General features: G+C 42.7%; 22 protein-coding genes and 1 pseudogene. 17 read left to right on the top strand and 6 right to left on the bottom strand.

The genetic code is table 11. The annotated features are described in order from the left end of the window. Nucleotides 1-203 precede the first annotated feature (203 nt). Both ERX55_RS00005 and ERX55_RS00010 read left to right on the top strand, forming a co-directional pair. Nucleotides 204-779: a hypothetical protein gene (locus ERX55_RS00005; RefSeq protein ID WP_133450536.1), complete on the top strand. Its 576-nt coding sequence runs from the start codon at nt 204-206 to the stop codon at nt 777-779. Between the two features lie 11 nt (nt 780-790). Next, nucleotides 791-1,081: a hypothetical protein gene (locus tag ERX55_RS00010; RefSeq protein ID WP_133450537.1), complete on the top strand. Its 291-nt coding sequence runs from the start codon at nt 791-793 to the stop codon at nt 1,079-1,081. Nucleotides 1,082-1,210: 129 nt separating this feature from the next. Here ERX55_RS00010 and ERX55_RS00015 read toward each other — a convergent pair whose 3' ends face one another. Continuing rightward, on the bottom strand, nt 1,211-1,540 hold the full coding sequence (locus ERX55_RS00015) for a DUF6568 family protein (RefSeq protein WP_133450538.1): 330 nt from the start codon (nt 1,538-1,540) through the stop codon (nt 1,211-1,213). A gap of 912 nt (nt 1,541-2,452) precedes the next feature. Here ERX55_RS00015 and ERX55_RS00020 point away from each other — a divergent pair. From ERX55_RS00020 to ERX55_RS00035, 4 genes and pseudogenes are all read left to right on the top strand, one after another. Further along, nucleotides 2,453-2,842 (top strand): annotated as a pseudogene (locus ERX55_RS00020) (JAB domain-containing protein); the annotation flags it as partial. Beyond that, the gene (locus ERX55_RS00025; protein ID WP_133450540.1) at nt 2,827-3,219 is read left to right on the top strand and encodes a DDE-type integrase/transposase/recombinase; all 393 of its coding nucleotides are present in this window, start codon (nt 2,827-2,829) and stop codon (nt 3,217-3,219) included. The pseudogene ERX55_RS00020 and the gene ERX55_RS00025, both read left to right, overlap by 16 nt. Continuing rightward, the gene (locus ERX55_RS11670) at nt 3,216-3,317 is read left to right on the top strand and encodes a hypothetical protein (RefSeq protein WP_133450541.1); all 102 of its coding nucleotides are present in this window, start codon (nt 3,216-3,218) and stop codon (nt 3,315-3,317) included. The genes ERX55_RS00025 and ERX55_RS11670 overlap by 4 nt, the downstream gene beginning before the upstream one ends. A gap of 74 nt (nt 3,318-3,391) precedes the next feature. Continuing rightward, nucleotides 3,392-3,796 carry an HIT family protein gene (locus tag ERX55_RS00035; RefSeq protein ID WP_133450542.1) on the top strand — a complete coding sequence of 135 codons (405 nt, stop codon included), beginning with the start codon at nt 3,392-3,394 and terminating at the stop codon, nt 3,794-3,796. A 16-nt stretch (nt 3,797-3,812) separates the two neighbouring features. On the opposite strand, the gene ERX55_RS00040 is transcribed toward ERX55_RS00035, so the two are convergent. Next, complete coding sequence (locus ERX55_RS00040) at nt 3,813-4,358, bottom strand: hypothetical protein (protein ID WP_133450543.1); 546 nt, start codon at nt 4,356-4,358, stop codon at nt 3,813-3,815. Between the two features lie 231 nt (nt 4,359-4,589). Between ERX55_RS00040 and ERX55_RS00045 the strand changes: the two genes are divergently transcribed. The 3 genes from ERX55_RS00045 (at nt 4,590) to ERX55_RS00055 (ending at nt 6,727) form a co-directional block, all read left to right on the top strand. Further along, on the top strand, nt 4,590-5,075 hold the full coding sequence (locus tag ERX55_RS00045) for an arsinothricin resistance N-acetyltransferase ArsN1 family A (protein WP_133450544.1): 486 nt from the start codon (nt 4,590-4,592) through the stop codon (nt 5,073-5,075). Between the two features lie 135 nt (nt 5,076-5,210). After that, a complete protein-coding gene (locus ERX55_RS00050) occupies nt 5,211-5,618 on the top strand; it encodes a MarR family winged helix-turn-helix transcriptional regulator (RefSeq protein WP_133450545.1) in 408 nt (135 codons plus the stop codon). A gap of 77 nt (nt 5,619-5,695) precedes the next feature. Continuing rightward, complete coding sequence (locus tag ERX55_RS00055; RefSeq protein ID WP_133450546.1) at nt 5,696-6,727, top strand: DUF2332 family protein; 1,032 nt, start codon at nt 5,696-5,698, stop codon at nt 6,725-6,727. 22 nt (nt 6,728-6,749) lie between these two features. Here the strand turns inward: ERX55_RS00055 and ERX55_RS00060 are convergent, their stop codons facing one another. Beyond that, nucleotides 6,750-8,093 carry an aspartate kinase gene (locus tag ERX55_RS00060; RefSeq protein WP_133450547.1) on the bottom strand — a complete coding sequence of 448 codons (1,344 nt, stop codon included), beginning with the start codon at nt 8,091-8,093 and terminating at the stop codon, nt 6,750-6,752. 108 nt (nt 8,094-8,201) lie between these two features. Here ERX55_RS00060 and ERX55_RS00065 point away from each other — a divergent pair, with 108 nt between their 5' ends. From ERX55_RS00065 to ERX55_RS00080, 4 genes are read left to right on the top strand one after another with little or no spacing between them, the layout of a single operon-like run. Then, nucleotides 8,202-9,371 carry a homoserine dehydrogenase gene (locus ERX55_RS00065; protein ID WP_133450548.1) on the top strand — a complete coding sequence of 390 codons (1,170 nt, stop codon included), beginning with the start codon at nt 8,202-8,204 and terminating at the stop codon, nt 9,369-9,371. Then, entirely contained in the window at nt 9,368-10,432 is a 1,065-nt protein-coding gene (gene thrC, locus ERX55_RS00070; RefSeq protein WP_133450549.1) for a threonine synthase, read from the top strand. Before ERX55_RS00065 ends, thrC begins: the two co-directional genes overlap by 4 nt. Beyond that, nucleotides 10,429-11,310 (top strand): homoserine kinase, encoded by an 882-nt coding sequence (thrB, locus tag ERX55_RS00075; RefSeq protein ID WP_133450550.1) that lies wholly within the window; start codon nt 10,429-10,431, stop codon nt 11,308-11,310. Before thrC ends, thrB begins: the two co-directional genes overlap by 4 nt. An 18-nt stretch (nt 11,311-11,328) precedes the next feature. Continuing rightward, complete coding sequence (locus ERX55_RS00080; RefSeq protein ID WP_133450551.1) at nt 11,329-12,135, top strand: Cof-type HAD-IIB family hydrolase; 807 nt, start codon at nt 11,329-11,331, stop codon at nt 12,133-12,135. A 6-nt stretch (nt 12,136-12,141) separates the two neighbouring features. Here the strand turns inward: ERX55_RS00080 and ERX55_RS00085 are convergent, their stop codons facing one another. Then, nucleotides 12,142-12,996, bottom strand: coding sequence for an oxidoreductase (locus ERX55_RS00085; protein ID WP_133450552.1), 855 nt, complete (start codon nt 12,994-12,996; stop codon nt 12,142-12,144). Between the two features lie 79 nt (nt 12,997-13,075). On the opposite strand from ERX55_RS00085, the gene panB reads away from it, so the two are divergent. Genes panB through panD form a run of 3 tightly spaced genes read left to right on the top strand, consistent with a single transcriptional unit; the run spans nt 13,076 to nt 15,112 of the window. Next, nucleotides 13,076-13,885 (top strand): 3-methyl-2-oxobutanoate hydroxymethyltransferase, encoded by an 810-nt coding sequence (gene panB, locus ERX55_RS00090; RefSeq protein ID WP_133450553.1) that lies wholly within the window; start codon nt 13,076-13,078, stop codon nt 13,883-13,885. After that, nucleotides 13,878-14,732, top strand: a complete 855-nt coding sequence (panC, locus tag ERX55_RS00095; RefSeq protein ID WP_133450554.1) for a pantoate--beta-alanine ligase — start codon at nt 13,878-13,880, stop codon at nt 14,730-14,732. Before panB ends, panC begins: the two co-directional genes overlap by 8 nt. Beyond that, the gene (gene panD / locus ERX55_RS00100) at nt 14,729-15,112 is read left to right on the top strand and encodes an aspartate 1-decarboxylase (protein WP_133450555.1); all 384 of its coding nucleotides are present in this window, start codon (nt 14,729-14,731) and stop codon (nt 15,110-15,112) included. Before panC ends, panD begins: the two co-directional genes overlap by 4 nt. A 23-nt stretch (nt 15,113-15,135) precedes the next feature. On the opposite strand, the gene ERX55_RS00105 is transcribed toward panD, so the two are convergent. Beyond that, the gene (locus ERX55_RS00105) at nt 15,136-15,456 is read right to left on the bottom strand and encodes a hypothetical protein (RefSeq protein ID WP_133450556.1); all 321 of its coding nucleotides are present in this window, start codon (nt 15,454-15,456) and stop codon (nt 15,136-15,138) included. 70 nt (nt 15,457-15,526) lie between these two features. Further along, a complete protein-coding gene (locus ERX55_RS00110) occupies nt 15,527-16,972 on the bottom strand; it encodes an amino acid permease (RefSeq protein ID WP_133450557.1) in 1,446 nt (481 codons plus the stop codon). 188 nt (nt 16,973-17,160) lie between these two features. Here ERX55_RS00110 and ERX55_RS00115 point away from each other — a divergent pair, with 188 nt between their 5' ends. Beyond that, nucleotides 17,161-18,135, top strand: a complete 975-nt coding sequence (locus tag ERX55_RS00115; protein WP_133450558.1) for a metal ABC transporter solute-binding protein, Zn/Mn family — start codon at nt 17,161-17,163, stop codon at nt 18,133-18,135. Nucleotides 18,136-18,177 lie beyond the last annotated feature (42 nt).

The following is an 18,177-nucleotide window of genomic DNA, read 5'->3' on the forward strand; positions in this document are numbered from 1 at the left end:
CAACATCAAGGGGGAATCTTTCAGAATGAAAGAGAAGAAACAGGCGGGTATTATCCCGGTTCAACTTTAGCAATAAATGAGGAATTTTATTCCGTTGTTTTTGAGGATTTTTAAGGCGTTATTGACAACAACAATAAATTTTTAGAGTATAAATCAATAAATATAAAAATTCATCCAGAATATTTTCTCCATCAATAAGTTTTTTGTTTTTAAATAAACTTTTTAAAAATAAAAATACTTATGTTTTTAAGTCAAAGAATGATATTCCAAAAGAATGGCTAAATACGAATTTTTATAAAGAGAATGAAATAGTACCACTTCCAAATACTTATATACCCCCAAAAAATCAGACGGGTGTGACTACCTATGCGATACCTATAGCAGTAGGTACAGGTTATTTTGTACCCGGCGTAGGTGAAGTCTTAATCTTGGCAACGGGAGCAATTGTAGTCGCAGGAGTAACAGTCAAAGCAGGAAGTTATTTATATAACAAGATAACTGTATACTTCGCAGAAAAATCATATCAAGATGCTAAGAAAAAAGGAACTAAAACTGAGAATCATTCTACCCAGTCAACATCCACAAAGTCATCTTTACCTATTAAAGGTAAGGCAAGGTCATCAAAAGATTTAAAAGATAGTAAAGGTGTAAAGCAGCGCAGATACTATGACAAAAATGGCAATGCAGATGTAGATATAGATTACAGACATGCAGCTCAGCCGGGAGTAAAGTTTCCTCATCGACATACTTGGATCAATGGTAAAAGAAGTGGTCATTAAGGAGGAGTTATATGAAAGATAAATATGAAGATTTTCAAGACGTGCCAGCAGGTTATCCTATTGAATATAATCATTTTCTATATTATTTAGAAACAGGGCGTGAAGTTGAGTTTTTATATGATAATCAGATTTATTTTATATCTAATCAAGGAGAAGGCAGAACATTGTGGCATGATGGAAAACAGATATCAAAATTTTTCAAAGATAATCAAATCTTTATAAATGAAGTCAAAATAGATGATTTATCTTTAAGAGAGATTTTCAGTGATACGAGTCTGCACAAAATAGAAACTGTATTTTAAGTTGATTATAAATAATGAAATCAGTTAGTCTATAGCATTACTATATTATAGGGGGATGATTAAAATGAACTCAGCTCAAAAATATCTAGTGAAGGAATTACCAATTACTGAAGATACTGATAGAATTTTTTATTCATGATTCTTTTCCTCCATAAATTGAACGATTTTTTCTACTTTGCTATCACCTGTATAACGTTTTTCTGGATTTTCATTACTTATAATAATGGGTACGCTATCAATATTTAGTTTTGCAAATAATTTTTCTAATTTTTCTCTATCAGTTTTGTTTTTAATGGAATCGGTATTAAGCTCGTATCCCTTAAATTTTGTCTGTTGAATTGCTTTATAAAATAGTGGCTTTAGTACGACACAATAATCGCAGGAAGGCCTTCCTATAAAAATAAAAGCCTGCTCATCTTTTTGTGTCAAAACCTTTTCAAATCCCTTATAACTAGTAATTTTTTTTGTTCACTATTTTTTAAATTTAGAAATGATAGTGATATTAAGATAAGTAACGATAGTATCGAGATGAAAAAAGTTTTTTTCATTTTCGTAAATTAGAATAAATAGATTTAATGATCTAAATTCAATCCTTTCTCAAATAATATATTACTATTGCAGCTACACGCATAGTATAGCATTACTTATTTGTAAAAAATTATAAATAATATTATTTTAAGGTAAATTTAAGGCTCTGTTCTGTCTATACAGAACAACATCATAAATCAGTTTTGTTTGAAATGAGGATATGATTATTTTTAGAGCAATTAGATAGGATAAATCTAATTGCAGACCATATTAAATAAAACGATTAAGATCATTACGATTCTGAGTGGTTTTTGTGCACACTTACCCGCAAAAGGTTTCTCGAATGTTCTCAGAGGCAATGAGCGAATCAAAATAATGTATTTTAAGGTAAACAGTCGGGAAAAATCACCCGACAGCTTTGATTGAACCTTTTCAAACCCGGTCGTGTTTGTCCGTGTGCAAATTTTTCACGTCATAGAATAGCATCAGAGTTTTACTACCAAATAAATCTGGTATTCAACTAAAAAAAGCGTGCAAGGGATCACTTCGTTCAGCGAGCTGCCTTGCACGCTTTTTCTTCTGATACTCTTTCTATTCTGTAAAAATTTAATCACACACGGAAAACACTCAAGACCGTGTTGTAGAAAAAAGGAGAAGATGAAAATGAAACAGAATAATTTATGGAAGTTATTATCGAAAAGTGGTCAGGAGGTCACAAAACATTTATCTATTCATGAAATACTGGATTTACATTTCATCAACAGTCATAAAAAACTGACGCCTAATGACAAGAAAAAACTACTGACAATCGCAGAGGATTTTATCGCATATAATCGAACGGATGAAATTGATAGAATAAAGTCACCGACAGACGTAAGTGATTTAATGATGCCAGAACTTAGAGGAAAATCACAAGAAGAACTTCATATGTTATGTCTGAATACTAAAAACCAGGTCATCCATAGAGAAATGGTGTTCAAAGGGTCATTGAATGCTTCAATTGTCCATCCGAGAGAAATATTCAGGATAACCCTTAGATATGCAACAGTGAATATCATTATAGTTCATAACCATCCATCAGGAGACCCGACTCCGAGCCAGGAAGATATCGAAGCGACAAACCGTTTGATAAACTGTAGAACCTTATTCGGCATAGAGGTCCTAGACCATGTGGTTATTGGAAACGGGGATTACGTATCAATCAGAGAGAAAGGCCGATGGAAGTGCTTGTGAGCGACCTGACATATGTAAAGGTGGCAGGAAAATGGCATTACATATGTCTGTTTATTGATCTCTTTAACCGTGAAATAGTTGGCTACAGTGCAGGACGCCGGAAAGATAGTTGTCTCGTTTCAGCAGCTCTCAGCACCATCAGGCATGATCTGAGGGAGGTACAGATGTTTCATACCGACAGAGGAAAAGAATTTGATAATCATCTCATTAATGAAGTGCTTGATACCTTCGGTATTCAGAGATCATTGAGTATGAAAGGATGTCCGTATGGTAATGCGGTTGCTGAAACAACTTTTAAAGCGGTGAAGACCGAATTTATTAATCAATTTCACTTTCTTTCTCTCAATCATTTGAATATTGAACTTTTGATTATGTGAACTGGTATAACAATGTCAGACCGCACGGTGCGTTGAATGATCTAACTCCGAAGGAATATAAAGAAATGTTCTATAAAAACTGTCCAATATTATGTTGACAGACCACGACTTTTTCTGGGACACTTACCTCTAAAGTATAGGATTCTATGGCTGTCATTAATGGAGGGATGATATGCCTTCAGAAACATGTATTTTCTGTCACCATCTTAAGAAAGAACAAATTCTTATGACATCACATTACTTTAAAGTCGTCTTTGATATTGATCCAATCCAGTATGGGCATTTACTGATTATATCCAAGCGTCATGTCATGAATTATTGTGACCTTTTAACAGAAGAAGTATCAGATATAGCAGATTTACAGAAGGAATTAATCACTCTGCTGGAAAGGGAAGTAGGGGTAGGTGTGACGGTCGTTTTTAACAATGGAAAAATGATGGATCAGAACACACATTTTCATGTTCATCTTATTCCCAGATATGTGAAAGATAATTTCTGGAACGGGATTCATGTTGAAAAGCATGACTCTCAAATTACTCGTAGGATTGAGATGCTATTAAAAAAAGACCGCAGATGATTAATCTGCAGTCCGGTTAATGTTCTGATGCTTTATAGAGTGCTTTGTGACCGTTTATATCAAATAGAGGACCGACTTCTACGTCAAACTGTTTAATCTCTGGATTCAATCTGAATGACTGGCTCACTTCAGCTGTGTCACCCGGTTGAATCATTGCTGACTTATCAGAAGAAAGGGCATAGGCATCTGCCGTTTTACCTTGATAATAAATTGTCGCGCTTTGACCCGCATAGTAGGGTGCAGCTGATGTGTTTTTGACGGTATAGTAGACGGTCACAATATCATCAGGCAGACTCGCATCCTCTTCCTGTGCTGCTTTCACTTTCGTTAATGTGAAAGTCAGATTATGGATTGCTCTGCTTTCCCCGATCGCAGCCGCGTCTGCCAGAGATTCGTGAGGTAACTGTTCGGGTCCATTAATGACGCTGTCCATTTCCTGTTCGATGTTATAGACAGTATGGTTGATGGATTTCTCAAAGGCATGAGCTTGTGTGGTGTGACTGAGTGCTGACAGCAAGAGAGCTGACGTCAGTACTGAACCTGCTATGATTTTATGGTTCATATCAATTCCGGCTTTCTGTATAAGATGATTTCTGAAAGAGCTGGGTCTTCCAGAAGAATAGTCCTATTATAAGACCAGAATCTTAAATGACCAAGCAATCTGCTTCATGAAAATATTAAAGTTTTGTAAGCAGTAATAAGATTTATATTTACTCTATTTTGTAATTTACAGTATGAGGTGTGAGATATAAAATAATCTTAGCAGTAATCTAACATGAAGTGAGGCACATCATTGAATATCAGACCAGGAGAACTAAGAGACCTTTCGGCTATTACCGCTATATATAATCAAGGCATAGAGGATGGAATAGCGACACTTGAAGTAAGAGGAAAAACAGAAGAGGAAGTGCGTCTGTGGTTGTTCGACCGCTCGGAACGCTATACCAAATTAGTGATTGAAGAGGAGGGTGTGGTTGTGGGCTGGACAGCTTTACAGCCTTATCGTTACCGGGCTGCCTATGAAGGTGTTGCAGAACTTTCTATCTATATTGATCGCAATCAAAGAGGAAAAGGAATTGGTCGCCAGCTGCTCAGCGCTCTCGAAAAAAGTGCTCAGGCCAATCATTTTCATAAAATGATGCTGATGGTGCTGGAGGTTAATGAATCAGCGCATCAACTCTATCTGAAATGTGGCTTCAGAGATATTGGCATCTTTGAAAACCACGGGTACCAGAACGGACAATACTATAACGTCAGAATTATGGAGAAACTCATTTAAAGCATACGTTCGTATGCTTTTTTATTTCACTTTCGTTAACAGGATGAATTATAATGTATTGATTTAATAGCATTTGTAATATATTCTATAAGTGTTTATAATATAAGTAGATATATAAAAGAAGAGGTCGATTTGATGAGTGAAGGATTATTGGCAATAAAAAATCTGCAGACATTGCAGTCTGAATGGACGGCCTTAAGCCGTCAAATATTGAAGGGTTATGATATCACCTACCCCCAGTTCAGAGTATTAAACGGCATGCATATATTAGAGGCTTCAGGCAGAAGAATGACTCAGTCCATGATCAGTGAACAGACTGGGATAGATGTAATGACACTTTCAACGATTCTCCGAAATCTTGAAAGTCGGCGACTCATCAGAAGACAGGACTCACGTTCTGACACTCGTGCGAAGAATGTCTATTTAACATCTATGGGTCTCAGTCTTATTGAGGAGATGGAGCCGATTATTGAACAGGCGGCTGAAAGTTTTTTCGATGATTTTTCATATGACTTAAAAACTCAACTTTGTCAACTCTTTTAATCCACTTTTCTTTATTTTAATACGTTTTTATAGTATGATTACTCTTCAATAAACAGCCGATAGGAGAACAAACCATCATGGCTTTAAAATATAAGGAAATCATGCTAGCCTACAGCAATGCTGTTGAAGAGAAAAGTCCTTTATACCACCAACTGGGGCAGCATATGGCAGAAGATAAAGAGATGAAGGGGCTGCTTAGCCCGTTTACAGGCAATAAACAGTTCATCCCGCTCTTCATGTCTGCCGTCTTAAGCACTTTATACACTACAGAACATGAGCTGAGAAACTATTACTTAAACTTTTCGGAGCATCCTCTGGAAATGGATGCCCGTGGTTTTGAAGTCTATAAGTCATTTGTCACCTCGCATTTAGATGAAATCATGATTCTTGCCCGCAGCGGTGATCTGAAGAAAAATATCGTCGAACGCTCTGCACTGTTGATTCCTATCTTTCACTATATGACGGAGCAATCTGAGCGTGAGAGTTTTAACGTGATTGAATTAGGGACGAAAGCAGGGCTGCTCCTTAATTATGACTGGTATGGTTATACGTTTAACAAGAACCATAAAGTGGGTCACACAGAAGATATTAATATCAAGATGAAGATCAAAGGCTACCCGCATGACACATTAAGACCGCTGACACATCCACGTCTGAAATACGGCCTGTCATCTGATGTTATACGGATAGAAGAGGAAGAGGCTTTTAACTGGATGATGAGTTTATTCTATCCGGAAGAAGTCAAGCGTCGCCATAATCTGAAGAAGGCACGTGATATCTTTCTGGCGCATCCTGTCGAACTGCTTGAAGGAGATGAGCTGGATTTACTGGAGAAGACTTTGATGATTATGCCGGATGATGAACCGGTCGTCATATTTCATATCCATCATACGAAGAACTGGTCTGACGAGAAAAAAATAGCCCTCCTTGAGCTGATTCAGCGCTATTCAGCAACGAAGGAGATCTATCATATTCATCATCAGCTGTTCGGACAGGACATTTTTATAGATTACACACATAATAAAGTCATCAAACGAGAGAAACTGGCTCATCTTGAACTGGACAAAATGAAAATAGAGTGGCTGCTCGGACAGCCGCTCGTACTTTAAGACACCTCACGAGGTGTCTTTTCTAATGGAAAAATGCCTCATAGACAGCCTTGACTGCTGTCTCTGCCTGATTGGCATCTAGACCGAACATCATAGAAATCTCTGATGAACCTTGATTGATCATCTTCAGGTTGACCTGCTGCCGGCTGAGGGCAGCAGTCGCTTTGTTAGCAGTGCCGACAGCCGTCTTCATCCCTTCACCGACAATCATCAAAATGGCCAGATCTTCCTCCACATCGATTTCATCGACGCTGAGTTCCTGCTGGATTCTGCTGATCAGCGCTGTCAGTTTGCCTGTTAACTGATGACTTCTGAGGACGATGCTGATGTTATCAATACCGGATGGCATATGATCATATGAGAGCTGCATCTCTTCCAGTATCGTCAGTAATTTCCGTGTGAAGCCTATTTCTCTGTTCATCAGATATTTCTTCATATTGATGCTCGTAAAGCCCGTATCACAGCTGACCCCTACAACCCCCGTGGATGCATGGGCTGACACTATACGGGTGCCGGGTGCTGCCGGGTCATTTGTATTTTTGATGACGACAGGTATACCGGTGTGAATGAGCGGCGCTACAGCCTCATCATGAAAGACCTTGAAACCGGCATAGGAAAGTTCCCGCATTTCATCATAGGTGAGTTCATCTATCTTTTTCGGCTGACGGATAATCATCGGACTTGCACTGTAGATGCCGCTGACGTCTGTAAAGTTTTCATAGAGTTCAGCGTTCATGGCCCGTGAGATGATTGCACCTGTCAAATCTGAACCGCCGCGTGAGAAAGTGATGATTTCTTTTGCCTCTGAATAGCCGAAGAAACCGGGGACAATAATTTTTTCATGATAGCTGCTTAGACGTTCACGGATCGTCTCGTAGCTATCCGGCAGTATCATGGCATTACCGGGTTGATCAGTCACCATGAGTCCGATGTCCAGCGGTGATAAGTAGCGGGTAGGGACGCCTTGCTCAACATTAAACTGAGCGATGAGCTGTGCATTAAAATTTTCTCCGCATGATTTGAGCGCATCCAGAAGATAGAGAGGCCTGTCACGAAGCGAGGCGATGATGTGAGTCAGTTCTGCCCTTATCTGATGCTTGATAGAGTATCTGAGATTAAGTTCTTCCGCAATTTCCTCAAACCGTTCTATCACCGCTTCCAGCTGACTTGAGTAGTCTCGGCCCGCCATCACTGCCTGATAGATCTGGATCAGCAGGTCAGTCACTTTCGTGTCTTTGTCATTTCTTTTACCTGGCGCTGACACGATGATGATATTCCTGTCAAGATCCTGGTTGACGATATTCAAAATCTTTTTAATCTGCTCTGCACTGCTGACAGAAGAGCCGCCGAATTTACATATTTTCATGTGAAACCTTCTTTCCACTTGATTAGTCTATAGTTTCAGTTATACTATAACTAATAATCCATTACAAACGGACAATTGTTTTTACTGAAAGTACAAAGGAGTTTTGTGATGATTAATATAGCGATATTAGGAATGGGTACAGTCGGCAGTGGTGTCATCAGAATATTAGAGCAGAATCAGCAGCAACTGAAGGACTGCATGCAGACAGAACTGAATATTAAGCATATCTATGTGAAGAATATCAATAAGCAACGTGAGGTGGACCTGTCTCCTTATCATCTGACAGATAATATTGATGATATCCTGGGCGATGATCTTGATATAGTAATAGAGGTCATGGGCGGCATAGAACCGACTATTTCCTATATCCGTCATTTCCTGAACAGGGGGGTTCATGTTGTGACCGCTAACAAGGATATGCTGGCCGCGCACCTGGAGGAGCTTGAGACCTTGGCGGCTGAACGGCAAGCCGCTTTGAAATATGAAGCAAGCGTGGCGGGAGGCATCCCGATTGTTAATGCCATCAACAACGGCCTGAATGCAAATGCCATCCATCATTTTATGGGCATCTTTAATGGGACGTCTAACTTTATTCTAAGCAAAATGACGCACGATAATCTGTCATTTGAAGAAGCGCTGCAGCTTGCAACTGAACAAGGTTTTGCTGAAGCGGATCCAACAGCTGATGTCGACGGTATCGATGCACAGCGTAAAGTGGTGATTACGAGTTATCTCGCCTTCAACGCATTTATCCGGTTAGAGGACTGTGACGTCACAGGCATACGTGACGTCAGTCTCAGAGATATCAAGCTCGCTCAAGCACTCGGTTACCGGATTAAACTGATAGGGCAGGCCTCGTATGACGGTGAACATGTCCAGGCCTCTGTTAAGCCGTGTCTGCTGAGCGACAAGCATCAGCTCGCGCATGTTGAAAATGAATATAATGCGATCTATGTCGACGGGGATGCTGTAGGCGATACGATGTTCTATGGACGCGGGGCAGGGAGCCTTGCGACGGGCAGTGCTGTAGTCAGTGACCTCATGTATGTGATCAGCCAGCTGGAGACGAAGAAACATACACTGCCGCCGCATTTTACGCTCGGTAAATGTCAGCAGCAACCCGGTAGACGTTATGTGGTCATCAGCAAGCGGAAGATCGGACTGTCCGGACCATGCGCTCAGTATGAGGATCACTATGCCTACGAAGTGAATGAGGCTGAACTGAAGCAGCTGAATCAGCCGGAGTTGAAAATTTATCAGATTGAAGGTGCAGAATAATGAGATGGCAAGGGTTATTACACGCATATAAGGAATTTCTTCCAATTACAGAAAAAACACCGTTACTGACGCTGAATGAGGGTAATACCCCGCTGATTCATCTGCCTTATTTATCTGAACAGCTGAATATTGAGCTGTATGCGAAGTACGAGGGGGCCAATCCGACGGGTTCATTCAAAGACCGCGGCATGGTCATGGCTGTAGCTAAAGCCAAGGAGGCAGGGCGCAAGGTTGTCATCTGTGCCTCTACCGGCAATACGTCTGCCGCTGCCGCTGCATATGCTGCACGAGCTGGGCTGAAGACGATAGTCGTTATTCCTGAAGGCAAGATAGCACTCGGTAAACTGGCGCAGGCGATGATATACGGGGCCGATATTGTCTCTATAAAAGGTAACTTTGATGAAGCGCTGAATATTGTGCGTAGAGTTGCGGACAAGAGTGAGGATATTGAGCTCGTCAATTCAGTCAATCCTTACCGTATTGAGGGTCAGAAGACAGCGGCATTCGAGATTGTCGACCAGCTCGGCAGCGCACCGGATGTGCTGGCCATTCCAGTCGGTAATGCCGGCAATATCACGGCCTACTGGCAAGGATTTAATGAATATCATGAGCAGAAAGGGTCTGCGCTGCCGAAAATGTACGGCTTTCAGGCAGAGGGGGCATCACCTATTGTGCAGAATAAAGTCATCGCACAGCCGGAGACAGTAGCCACAGCGATCCGTATCGGTAACCCAGCAAGCTGGCAGCGTGCTGTTGAAGCGCGTGATTCATCTGAAGGGCTGATCGACAGTGTGACGGATGACGAGATATTAGCTGCCTACCAGCTGATGACAACAAAAGAAGGCGTTTTTGCAGAGCCTGCGAGTAATGCATCTATCGCCGGCCTTCTTAAACTTCATGAACAAGGTAAACTTGCAGGCGGTCAGAAAGTCGTAGCGGTGCTGACAGGAAACGGCCTGAAAGATCCTCAGACTGCAATCAACCAGGTCGAGCGAGTGCCGGCTGTCCTGGAGAACGACGAAGAAGCGATCATCCGCTTTATAGAAGGACAGTTATCATGATCCGGATACGTGTGCCTGCATCGACTGCGAACCTCGGACCTGGATTTGATTCGTTAGGAATGGCACTCAACCTCTATCTCGATATCACAGCTGAGCGAGCAGAGCACTGGCACTTTGAACATCATGGGGAAAAACTGGCCTCATTACCAATAGATGAGACCCATTTTATCGCCCGGCAGGTCACTCAGTTCTGTCGCACGCTGAACGTGGAGCCGTTCTGTCTCCATGTCAAGATGACGTCAGAGATTCCTCTGGCGCGTGGGCTTGGCAGCTCTGGCACGGCTCTGATCGCCAGCCTCCTTCTCGTCAATCATTACGGCCGGCTGAATTTAAGCAGGCAGCAGCTGGTTGATATTCTTACAGAGGAAGAGAGACATCCTGACAATGTCGTTCCGTCATTAGTAGGGGGTGTCATTGCCGGCTGTTATGACCGCGAGACATGCCGCTACATGACACTGCCTGCCATAGAGTGGCCGCTCTACCTTGTTATACCGCCCTACGAACTGAAGACAGATGAGGCAAGACAGGTACTGCCGCGCACGCTTCCGTTCGCTGAAGCGGTAGAGGCAAGTGCCATCTCCAATGTCCTGGTCGCCGCCCTTGCCCGGAAAGATTATCAGCTGGCAGGGCAGCTGATGATGCAGGACCGCTTCCATGAACCTTATCGTGCCGCACTGATCCAGGATTATCAGGCCGTCAAAAGCGTGGTGCAGGATAAAGGCAGCCTCTTTATCAGTGGTGCAGGTTCTACGCTGTTTGTAATGGGTAGACCTGACTCTCCGGAGCTGGAAGCATTATTGACTGCTGCGCTGCCGCATTGTATTGTCAGGGCCGTCTCGGTTGATACAACCGGGGCCATCTGTGCTAAGATAAGGTAAAACCCTAGGAGTGACACAATGTATAAACTGATTGCACTGGATATGGATGACACACTGATGACTTCAGAAAATGTGATTTCTGACCGGACCAGAGAGGCGCTGATCCAAGCGCAGGCTGCAGGTGTCAAAGTCATGCTGGCATCGGGCCGGCCGACTTCAGGTATGACGAAAGCCGCGAAGGAACTGGAGCTTGATAAACGAGAATCATTTATTCTGAGCTTTAACGGCGCTGTTCTGACCCGGATGAAGGATATGACTGTTGTTAAGGAGAAACCTCTTTCGAAGTCTCAGTTCGACGCGGTCTATGATTACTGCAAAAAGCATGGCTTCTTTATTCTGACCTATATGGATGACACGATTGTCTATGAAGGTCACCATCCTTATATGAATGTAGAGCATGAGTTGACCGGTCTGCCGATGAAAGAAGTTCAGAACTTAAAGGATTATGTACAAGGCAATGTGCCAAAAGCAATGGCGGTGGATTTTGAGGAGAGGATTGCGGCTGCTGACCGTGAGCTTGATGGTCGTCTTAATAACGATATTCATGCGACGACTTCTAAACCCTTCTTCCTTGAGTTTATGGCTATGGGTGTTTCTAAAGGTGTGGCATTGAATGCATTTGCTGAATCACAGGGCATACAACCGCACGAAGTCATGGCTTTCGGAGACAGTGATAATGATAAGGATATGCTGGAGTTTGCAGGGCTGGGTGTCGCGATGGGCAATGGCAAGGACAGCATCAAGCAGATTGCAGATGTTGTCACAGGCGACCATAATCATGATGGTATTGCAGATATCATTGACCGATATATATTAAAACACTAGAGAATTCTAGTGTTTTTTATATTGATAGGCCGATAAGAGCGTACAGCAAGTATCCAGTACTGGTGTCGTCAGATGATAGAGACGCGCCAGCCTGTAGAATTCACCCTGGATAAAGTCATATTCCAGCTGGCGGCCCTCCAGCATGTCATAGTACATACTAGTGCCCATTTCAGGCGGATAGCCGTCGTAGATAGCCATGATCTCATCAACAACCTCATGTGTGAATGATTCACCGTGGGTATTGGCTATGAGTATGCCTTCCTCCAGCAATGTCTGCACTAAATCTCTAACCTGTGATAATTCCAGGATCTGAGCGGTATTCTTGGACAGGGCAGTCACCGTATTGATACCCAGATTGACGAGCATCTTATACCAGATAATCGTCAGCTGGCTGGAACTGATCTCAATGACAAGTGCTGTATCACTGAGGGCCTGCTTAAGCTGGCGCATCAGCGGATGGTCTGGCAGGACCAGTTTCTTGTCACGGAAATGCTTGACTCGTAGCCCGTTTTTCTCTCCGCTGATATAGACGGCAGCCTGGAAAGAGGGCGCCATATCGAACTGAGAGAGCTGGCCGATACCATTCTGACAGACGATGATGACTGTATGGTCATGACACATTTTGTTTAACGCGCTTTTGATTTCAGCGATACGAGTTGCTTTGACAGCTACAAAAATGTAGTCAAACTTCTCCTGGTTGACGACGAGTGACGTCACATTCAGTTTCACCTGCTGCGGCAGTGAGAGGATGATCTGCTGTTCCTGGCGACCAAAAAGACGGACATTTTTACCGGCACTTTTCAGCTCGTGTGCAATGACACTGCCGACAGCGCCATTACCGATGACTGCGAAATTAGTCATAATAAGCTCCTTATGGTTATAGTCTTTTCACTTATACTTGATTATAATAAATTATCCATGTAAGAAGGAAGTGGTCATATTGAAAAAATTGAAAGAATTAATGACAATGAAACAAGAGAGTATCAAAATCTCTATGATGACAGCTTATGATTATCCGAGTGCAAGACAAGTAGAGGAAGCGGGCATTGATATTATCCTCGTCGGAGACAGTCTAGGGATGACAGTACTCGGCTATGACAGTACAGTCTATGTCACACTTGATGATATGATACATCACGCTAAAGCTGCAAGGCGAGGTGCACCTGATACCTATATGGTAGTCGACATGCCATTTGGTAGTGTCGGTATCAGTGATGAACAGGATATGAAGTGTGCCATCACGTTATACAGTGAGACAAAGGCAGAGGCCATCAAGATAGAAGGCGCTCATCTGGAATTGATTGAGAAATGCAGGCTGATTGGCATACCGGTCGTTTCTCATCTTGGTCTGACGCCGCAGAGTGTCGGCATCACGGGCTACAGTGTGCATGGGAAGTCGAAAGAAGCAGCAGAGCAGTTGATTCAGGATGCCCTGGCCGTTGAGCGTGCAGGTGCTGTAATGCTGGTTTTAGAGGCGATACCAAGTGATCTCGCCGCTCATATCGCTGAACGACTGAAGATTCCAGTGATTGGCATAGGGGCAGGAGTAGAGACGGATGGTCAAGTATTGGTCTATCATGATGTTCTGCAGTATGGTACAGAACGCAAGCCGAAATTTGTCAAGATATACGGAGACTTCCGACCAGGTATTGAGGCACTAAAGACTTACCATGAGGAAGTAAGAGCAGAAAGATTTCCGAGTGAAGAATATATTTACAAAGTACAGATAATGGAGAAGAATAATGACTGAAATAATTAGAACAGTTAAAGACATGACTGCCATCAGTCGTCGACTCAGAGCGCAGGGGCGTTCAATTGGTTTTGTGCCGACGATGGGCGCTCTGCATGAAGGTCATGAGGCACTGATGAAAAAGGCGCGTCATGAAAATGATATCGCTGTGATCAGCGTCTTCGTTAATCCACTGCAGTTCGGACCGAATGAGGATTATGATGCTTATCCGAGACAGCTGGACCTGGATCTCGCTGTTGCAGAATCTGCTGGCATCGATTATCTTTTTCATCCCGAAGCCAAGGAGATGTATCCAGAGCCGGCAGCGGTCACGCTGCATGTAGGCGCTTTAGCCGATGTCCTGGAAGGTGCAAAACGTCCGGGCCATTTTGACGGTGTGGTCACAGTGGTCAATAAACTTTTCAATATAGTTAGACCTTCTGCTGCTTACTTCGGCAGGAAGGATGCCCAGCAGCTTGCTATCATTGAAGCGATGGTCAGAGACTTCAATCATGATATAGAAATTGTCGGTGTAGAGATTATCCGGGAGAAGGACGGCCTAGCTAAAAGCTCACGGAATGTCTATCTGACAGATACCGAACGGCAGGAAGCGGCTTATCTGTCAGAAAGTCTTGAAATGGCCCGACAGCTAATCACTGAAGGTACAAGAGATTCAAAAGTAATTGAAGCAGCCATCGAAAGTTACTTGAATGAACACACTAACGGCATTGTAGATGAAGTAGCTGTCTACCGGTACCCTGAACTGACAGAGACCGAGAAGATCGACGGACAGTGTTTTATCTCTCTTGCAGTTAAATTCAGTCACGCACGTTTAATAGACAATATAATAATAGGAGAATCAGAATGAACAGAACGATGATGCATGGTAAAATCCACCGTGCAAGAGTAACACAGGCAGATCTGAACTATGTCGGCAGCATTACAATAGATGCAGATATACTTGATGCAGTGGATATCTTGCCGAATGAAAAGGTCGCTATCGTTAATAACAATAACGGTGCCCGCCTTGAAACCTATGTGATAGCTGGAGAAAGAGGCAGTGGTGTCATCTGTCTGAACGGTGCTGCAGCAAGGCTCGTTCAAGTGGGCGATATTGTCATCATCATGAATTATGTCCAGTTAACGACTGAAGAGGCGCGGCTACATCATCCTAAAGTCGCTGTCCTGAATGAACATAATCAGATTGTTGAAATGATTGAAGAAAAAGAGGCAACCATCATTCTATAAAGAAAATAAGAGGCCATGGCCTCTTATTTACTCGTATGGGTCCATTCGTCACCAGGATGACGATGACGTTTTGTATGCGCATAAATGTGATCAGCGGCATAATCTTCATTGGTATAGACGGTGATATCAAAAAATGCCTGATCGGTGTCGAACGGTTCATTTAAGTACTGGTCCTTAAGATGCTCAAAAAGACGTTTCATCGCTGTATGATCAAGGCTCGGGTATTCCCTCAGAATCTTCTTGATCAGCTGGCCCTTCTTGTTGTAGACACCTTGAACAACAATAACAAACGTCTCATTCTCCTTCATCACGTCATCAAAAATATTAATCTGTCCGATAGCCATAGGAATCCTCCTTGTCAGCGTTTTCTTTATTATAACTGAAAAGCAGGGAACTGACATCAGTTCCCTGCTTTTATTGATTCATATGATGTTTAGAGAGGTCAATTTCATGAAGCGGAATCACTTTTGTTTTACGCACCGCTTTATAGATGAGATATGAGCCGACCGCAATAAGAATCGGGATGACTGACTCAACCAGTTTCGGCCAGTTGCGCGCCATGATATCAGCGGATGACTGACCGATCAGCAGGAATAGCACAGTGCCGATGACCACGATATCGCCCAAAGGATGAAGCGGTGCTTGGTAACTGAGCAGCCCATTGATATCTTTATGCTGCGCCTTAATGGCAGCACGCAGTCTGAAGTGACTGAGGACACTGATAGCCCAGACGATGAGTACGAGCGTACCCAGCATGTTCAGCAGTTTGGAATAGCCGCCCATGTCGATATGTGCATAGATGATGGTCATGATGATTAAGGCTGTGGTTAACAGCAGCGCGTTAAACGGCATATTGCGTTTATTCAGTCTGCCGAGAAAAGCAGGTGCCTGTTTGTCCTGACTGAGAGAATAAAGCAGACGGCTCGTCGCATACAGCCCGGAGTTACCGGCAGAAAGCACGGCGGTCAAGATGACTGCGTTCATGATAGATGCCGCAAATAAAATACCGATTTTCTCGAATATCAGCGTGAACGGACTCATGGCAACATCAGATGCCTCGTTTAGGAGTCTCGGATCCGTATAAGGAAGAAGGGCGCCGATAACGAAAATCGAACCGATGTAGAAGATCAGGATACGCCAGAAGACTTGCTTGATCGCTTTAGGCATCGATTCCTGTGGATTGTCTGATTCCCCAGCCGTCACTGCGACGACTTCAGTGCCGCCAAACGAGAAGCCCGCAACGACCAGAACACCCAGTAATCCAAGCGTCCCGTTGACAAACGGTGCATCGCCGACTGTAAAATTCTTTAGACCTACCGGCTCTCCGCCGATGATACCGAATATCATCAGGACACCCATGATCAGGAAGAGAATAATCGTCAATACTTTAACAAATGAGAACCAGTATTCTGCCTCACCGAATGATTTAACGGAGAAGGCGTTCAGCAGGAATAACAGGGCTAAAAAGACAAAACACCAGACGAGTGAGCTGACGCCACTGAATGTATCCCAGTATGACAGGACTTTCGCTGCTGTGATGATATCTATACTTGCTACCAGTGACCAGATGATCCAGTACATCCAACCGACAGTGAAGCCGGCTGCCGGATCGATAAACCGCTGCGCATATGCACTGAATGAACCTGAGACAGGATAAAAAGTAGCGAGTTCTCCGAGAGAGGTCATCAAGAAATAAATCATGATACCGATCAGCATGTAGGCGATCAATGCACCTCCAGGACCTGCCTGGCTGACAATGGCGCCGCTCGCCATAAAGAGGCCGGTACCGATCGATCCGCCAATGGCAATCATTGAAATATGGCGGGTTTTTAAATCTCTATCCATTTGTTTCTGTTCCATTCCATTCACTTCCTTCTTTCAACTATGTTTCAAATTGTATAATGTTAGAGACGATTTATCAAGCAAAAGTTTTAACGCTTAAAAACTTAAACGCGTTAAAGCGAAATAAAATATGTTTTCGCCCTTGCATTCTTGCTAAAAGGAGGCTAGTATATATATCGAAATGATTACGATTAGGAGATGTAAATATGAAAAGACTTACAACACTATTATTAATGGGCACTCTTGTGCTGGGTGCATGCGGTCAAAATAGCAATGATAAAGGTGAACAGCTAAAGGTCTATACCACTGTCTTTCCTTTTAAGTCAATGACCGAGCAAATTGGCGGTGATCATGTAGAAGTAAAGAGTATTTACCCGAATGGTACAGATATTCATACATTTGAACCGACTCAGCAAGATACGCTGAATATTGCGAAAAGCGATCTTTTCATTTATTCAAGTGATGAATTAGATTCAGTTGCTGCGAAAATCAATAAAGCGGCTAAGAGCAAAGAAACTTTAGCAGTTGCCTCCAATCTTGAAGAAAAACAGCTACTTGAGCATCACCATGACCATGAAAGTGAGCATGCACATGAACATGAGCATGGCCATGAAAGTGAGCATGCACATGAACATGAGCATGGCCATGAAGAGAGTGCACATGACCCGCATGTCTGGTTGGATCCTGTGATGAATAAAACATTTGCCAAAGAAATTAAAGATAAACTTGTTAAACTCGATCCAGACAACAAATCGGACTATAGCAAGAACTACGAAAAGTTAATTAAAGATATTGATAACATTGATATGAAACTGAGAGCAATCACTAAAAATCCGAAACGAGATACGGTCTATATTTCTCATGAGTCCATCGGCTATTTAGCTAATCGTTATCACTTTACTGAAAAAGGTGTTTCAGGGATGAACAATGAAGAACCTTCGCAACAGGAGATTGTCACGATGATCAATGATATCAATGAGCTGAAGATTCCTTATATTTTATATGAACAGAACATTCCTTCCAAGATTACCGATGTCATCAAGGCTAAGACAAACACGGAGGCACTTAAGTTTCACAATATGTCGGTGCTGACAGATGAGGATGCGAAGAACAAAGATGTGACTTACCAATCTCTTATGAAAGAGAATATTACTGCTCTGGATCAAGCTTTAAACCATTAAAATGGTAAATTACTGATTTTTTTACTTTACAAATCGCTGATT

Origin of the sequence: Macrococcus bovicus (assembly GCF_004359575.1) — a bacterium.
Taxonomy (GTDB): Bacteria; Bacillota; Bacilli; order Staphylococcales; family Staphylococcaceae; genus Macrococcus; species Macrococcus bovicus.

Coding starts and splice junctions, on each gene's coding strand:
- ERX55_RS00040 (WP_133450543.1), bottom strand. CDS start 4,358: ATGAACCATAAAATCATAGCAGGTTCAGTACTGACGTCAGCTCTCTTG.
- ERX55_RS00110 (WP_133450557.1), bottom strand. CDS start 16,972: ATGGAACAGAAACAAATGGATAGAGATTTAAAAACCCGCCATATTTCA.
- ERX55_RS00080 (WP_133450551.1), top strand. CDS start 11,329: ATGTATAAACTGATTGCACTGGATATGGATGACACACTGATGACTTCA.
- ERX55_RS00025 (WP_133450540.1), top strand. CDS start 2,827: ATGGAAGTGCTTGTGAGCGACCTGACATATGTAAAGGTGGCAGGAAAA.
- ERX55_RS00035 (WP_133450542.1), top strand. CDS start 3,392: ATGCCTTCAGAAACATGTATTTTCTGTCACCATCTTAAGAAAGAACAA.
- panD (WP_133450555.1), top strand. CDS start 14,729: ATGAACAGAACGATGATGCATGGTAAAATCCACCGTGCAAGAGTAACA.
- ERX55_RS00050 (WP_133450545.1), top strand. CDS start 5,211: ATGAGTGAAGGATTATTGGCAATAAAAAATCTGCAGACATTGCAGTCT.
- ERX55_RS00115 (WP_133450558.1), top strand. CDS start 17,161: ATGAAAAGACTTACAACACTATTATTAATGGGCACTCTTGTGCTGGGT.
- ERX55_RS00055 (WP_133450546.1), top strand. CDS start 5,696: ATGGCTTTAAAATATAAGGAAATCATGCTAGCCTACAGCAATGCTGTT.
- ERX55_RS00010 (WP_133450537.1), top strand. CDS start 791: ATGAAAGATAAATATGAAGATTTTCAAGACGTGCCAGCAGGTTATCCT.
- ERX55_RS00105 (WP_133450556.1), bottom strand. CDS start 15,456: ATGGCTATCGGACAGATTAATATTTTTGATGACGTGATGAAGGAGAAT.
- ERX55_RS00065 (WP_133450548.1), top strand. CDS start 8,202: ATGATTAATATAGCGATATTAGGAATGGGTACAGTCGGCAGTGGTGTC.
- ERX55_RS00085 (WP_133450552.1), bottom strand. CDS start 12,996: ATGACTAATTTCGCAGTCATCGGTAATGGCGCTGTCGGCAGTGTCATT.
- ERX55_RS00060 (WP_133450547.1), bottom strand. CDS start 8,093: ATGAAAATATGTAAATTCGGCGGCTCTTCTGTCAGCAGTGCAGAGCAG.
- thrB (WP_133450550.1), top strand. CDS start 10,429: ATGATCCGGATACGTGTGCCTGCATCGACTGCGAACCTCGGACCTGGA.
- panC (WP_133450554.1), top strand. CDS start 13,878: ATGACTGAAATAATTAGAACAGTTAAAGACATGACTGCCATCAGTCGT.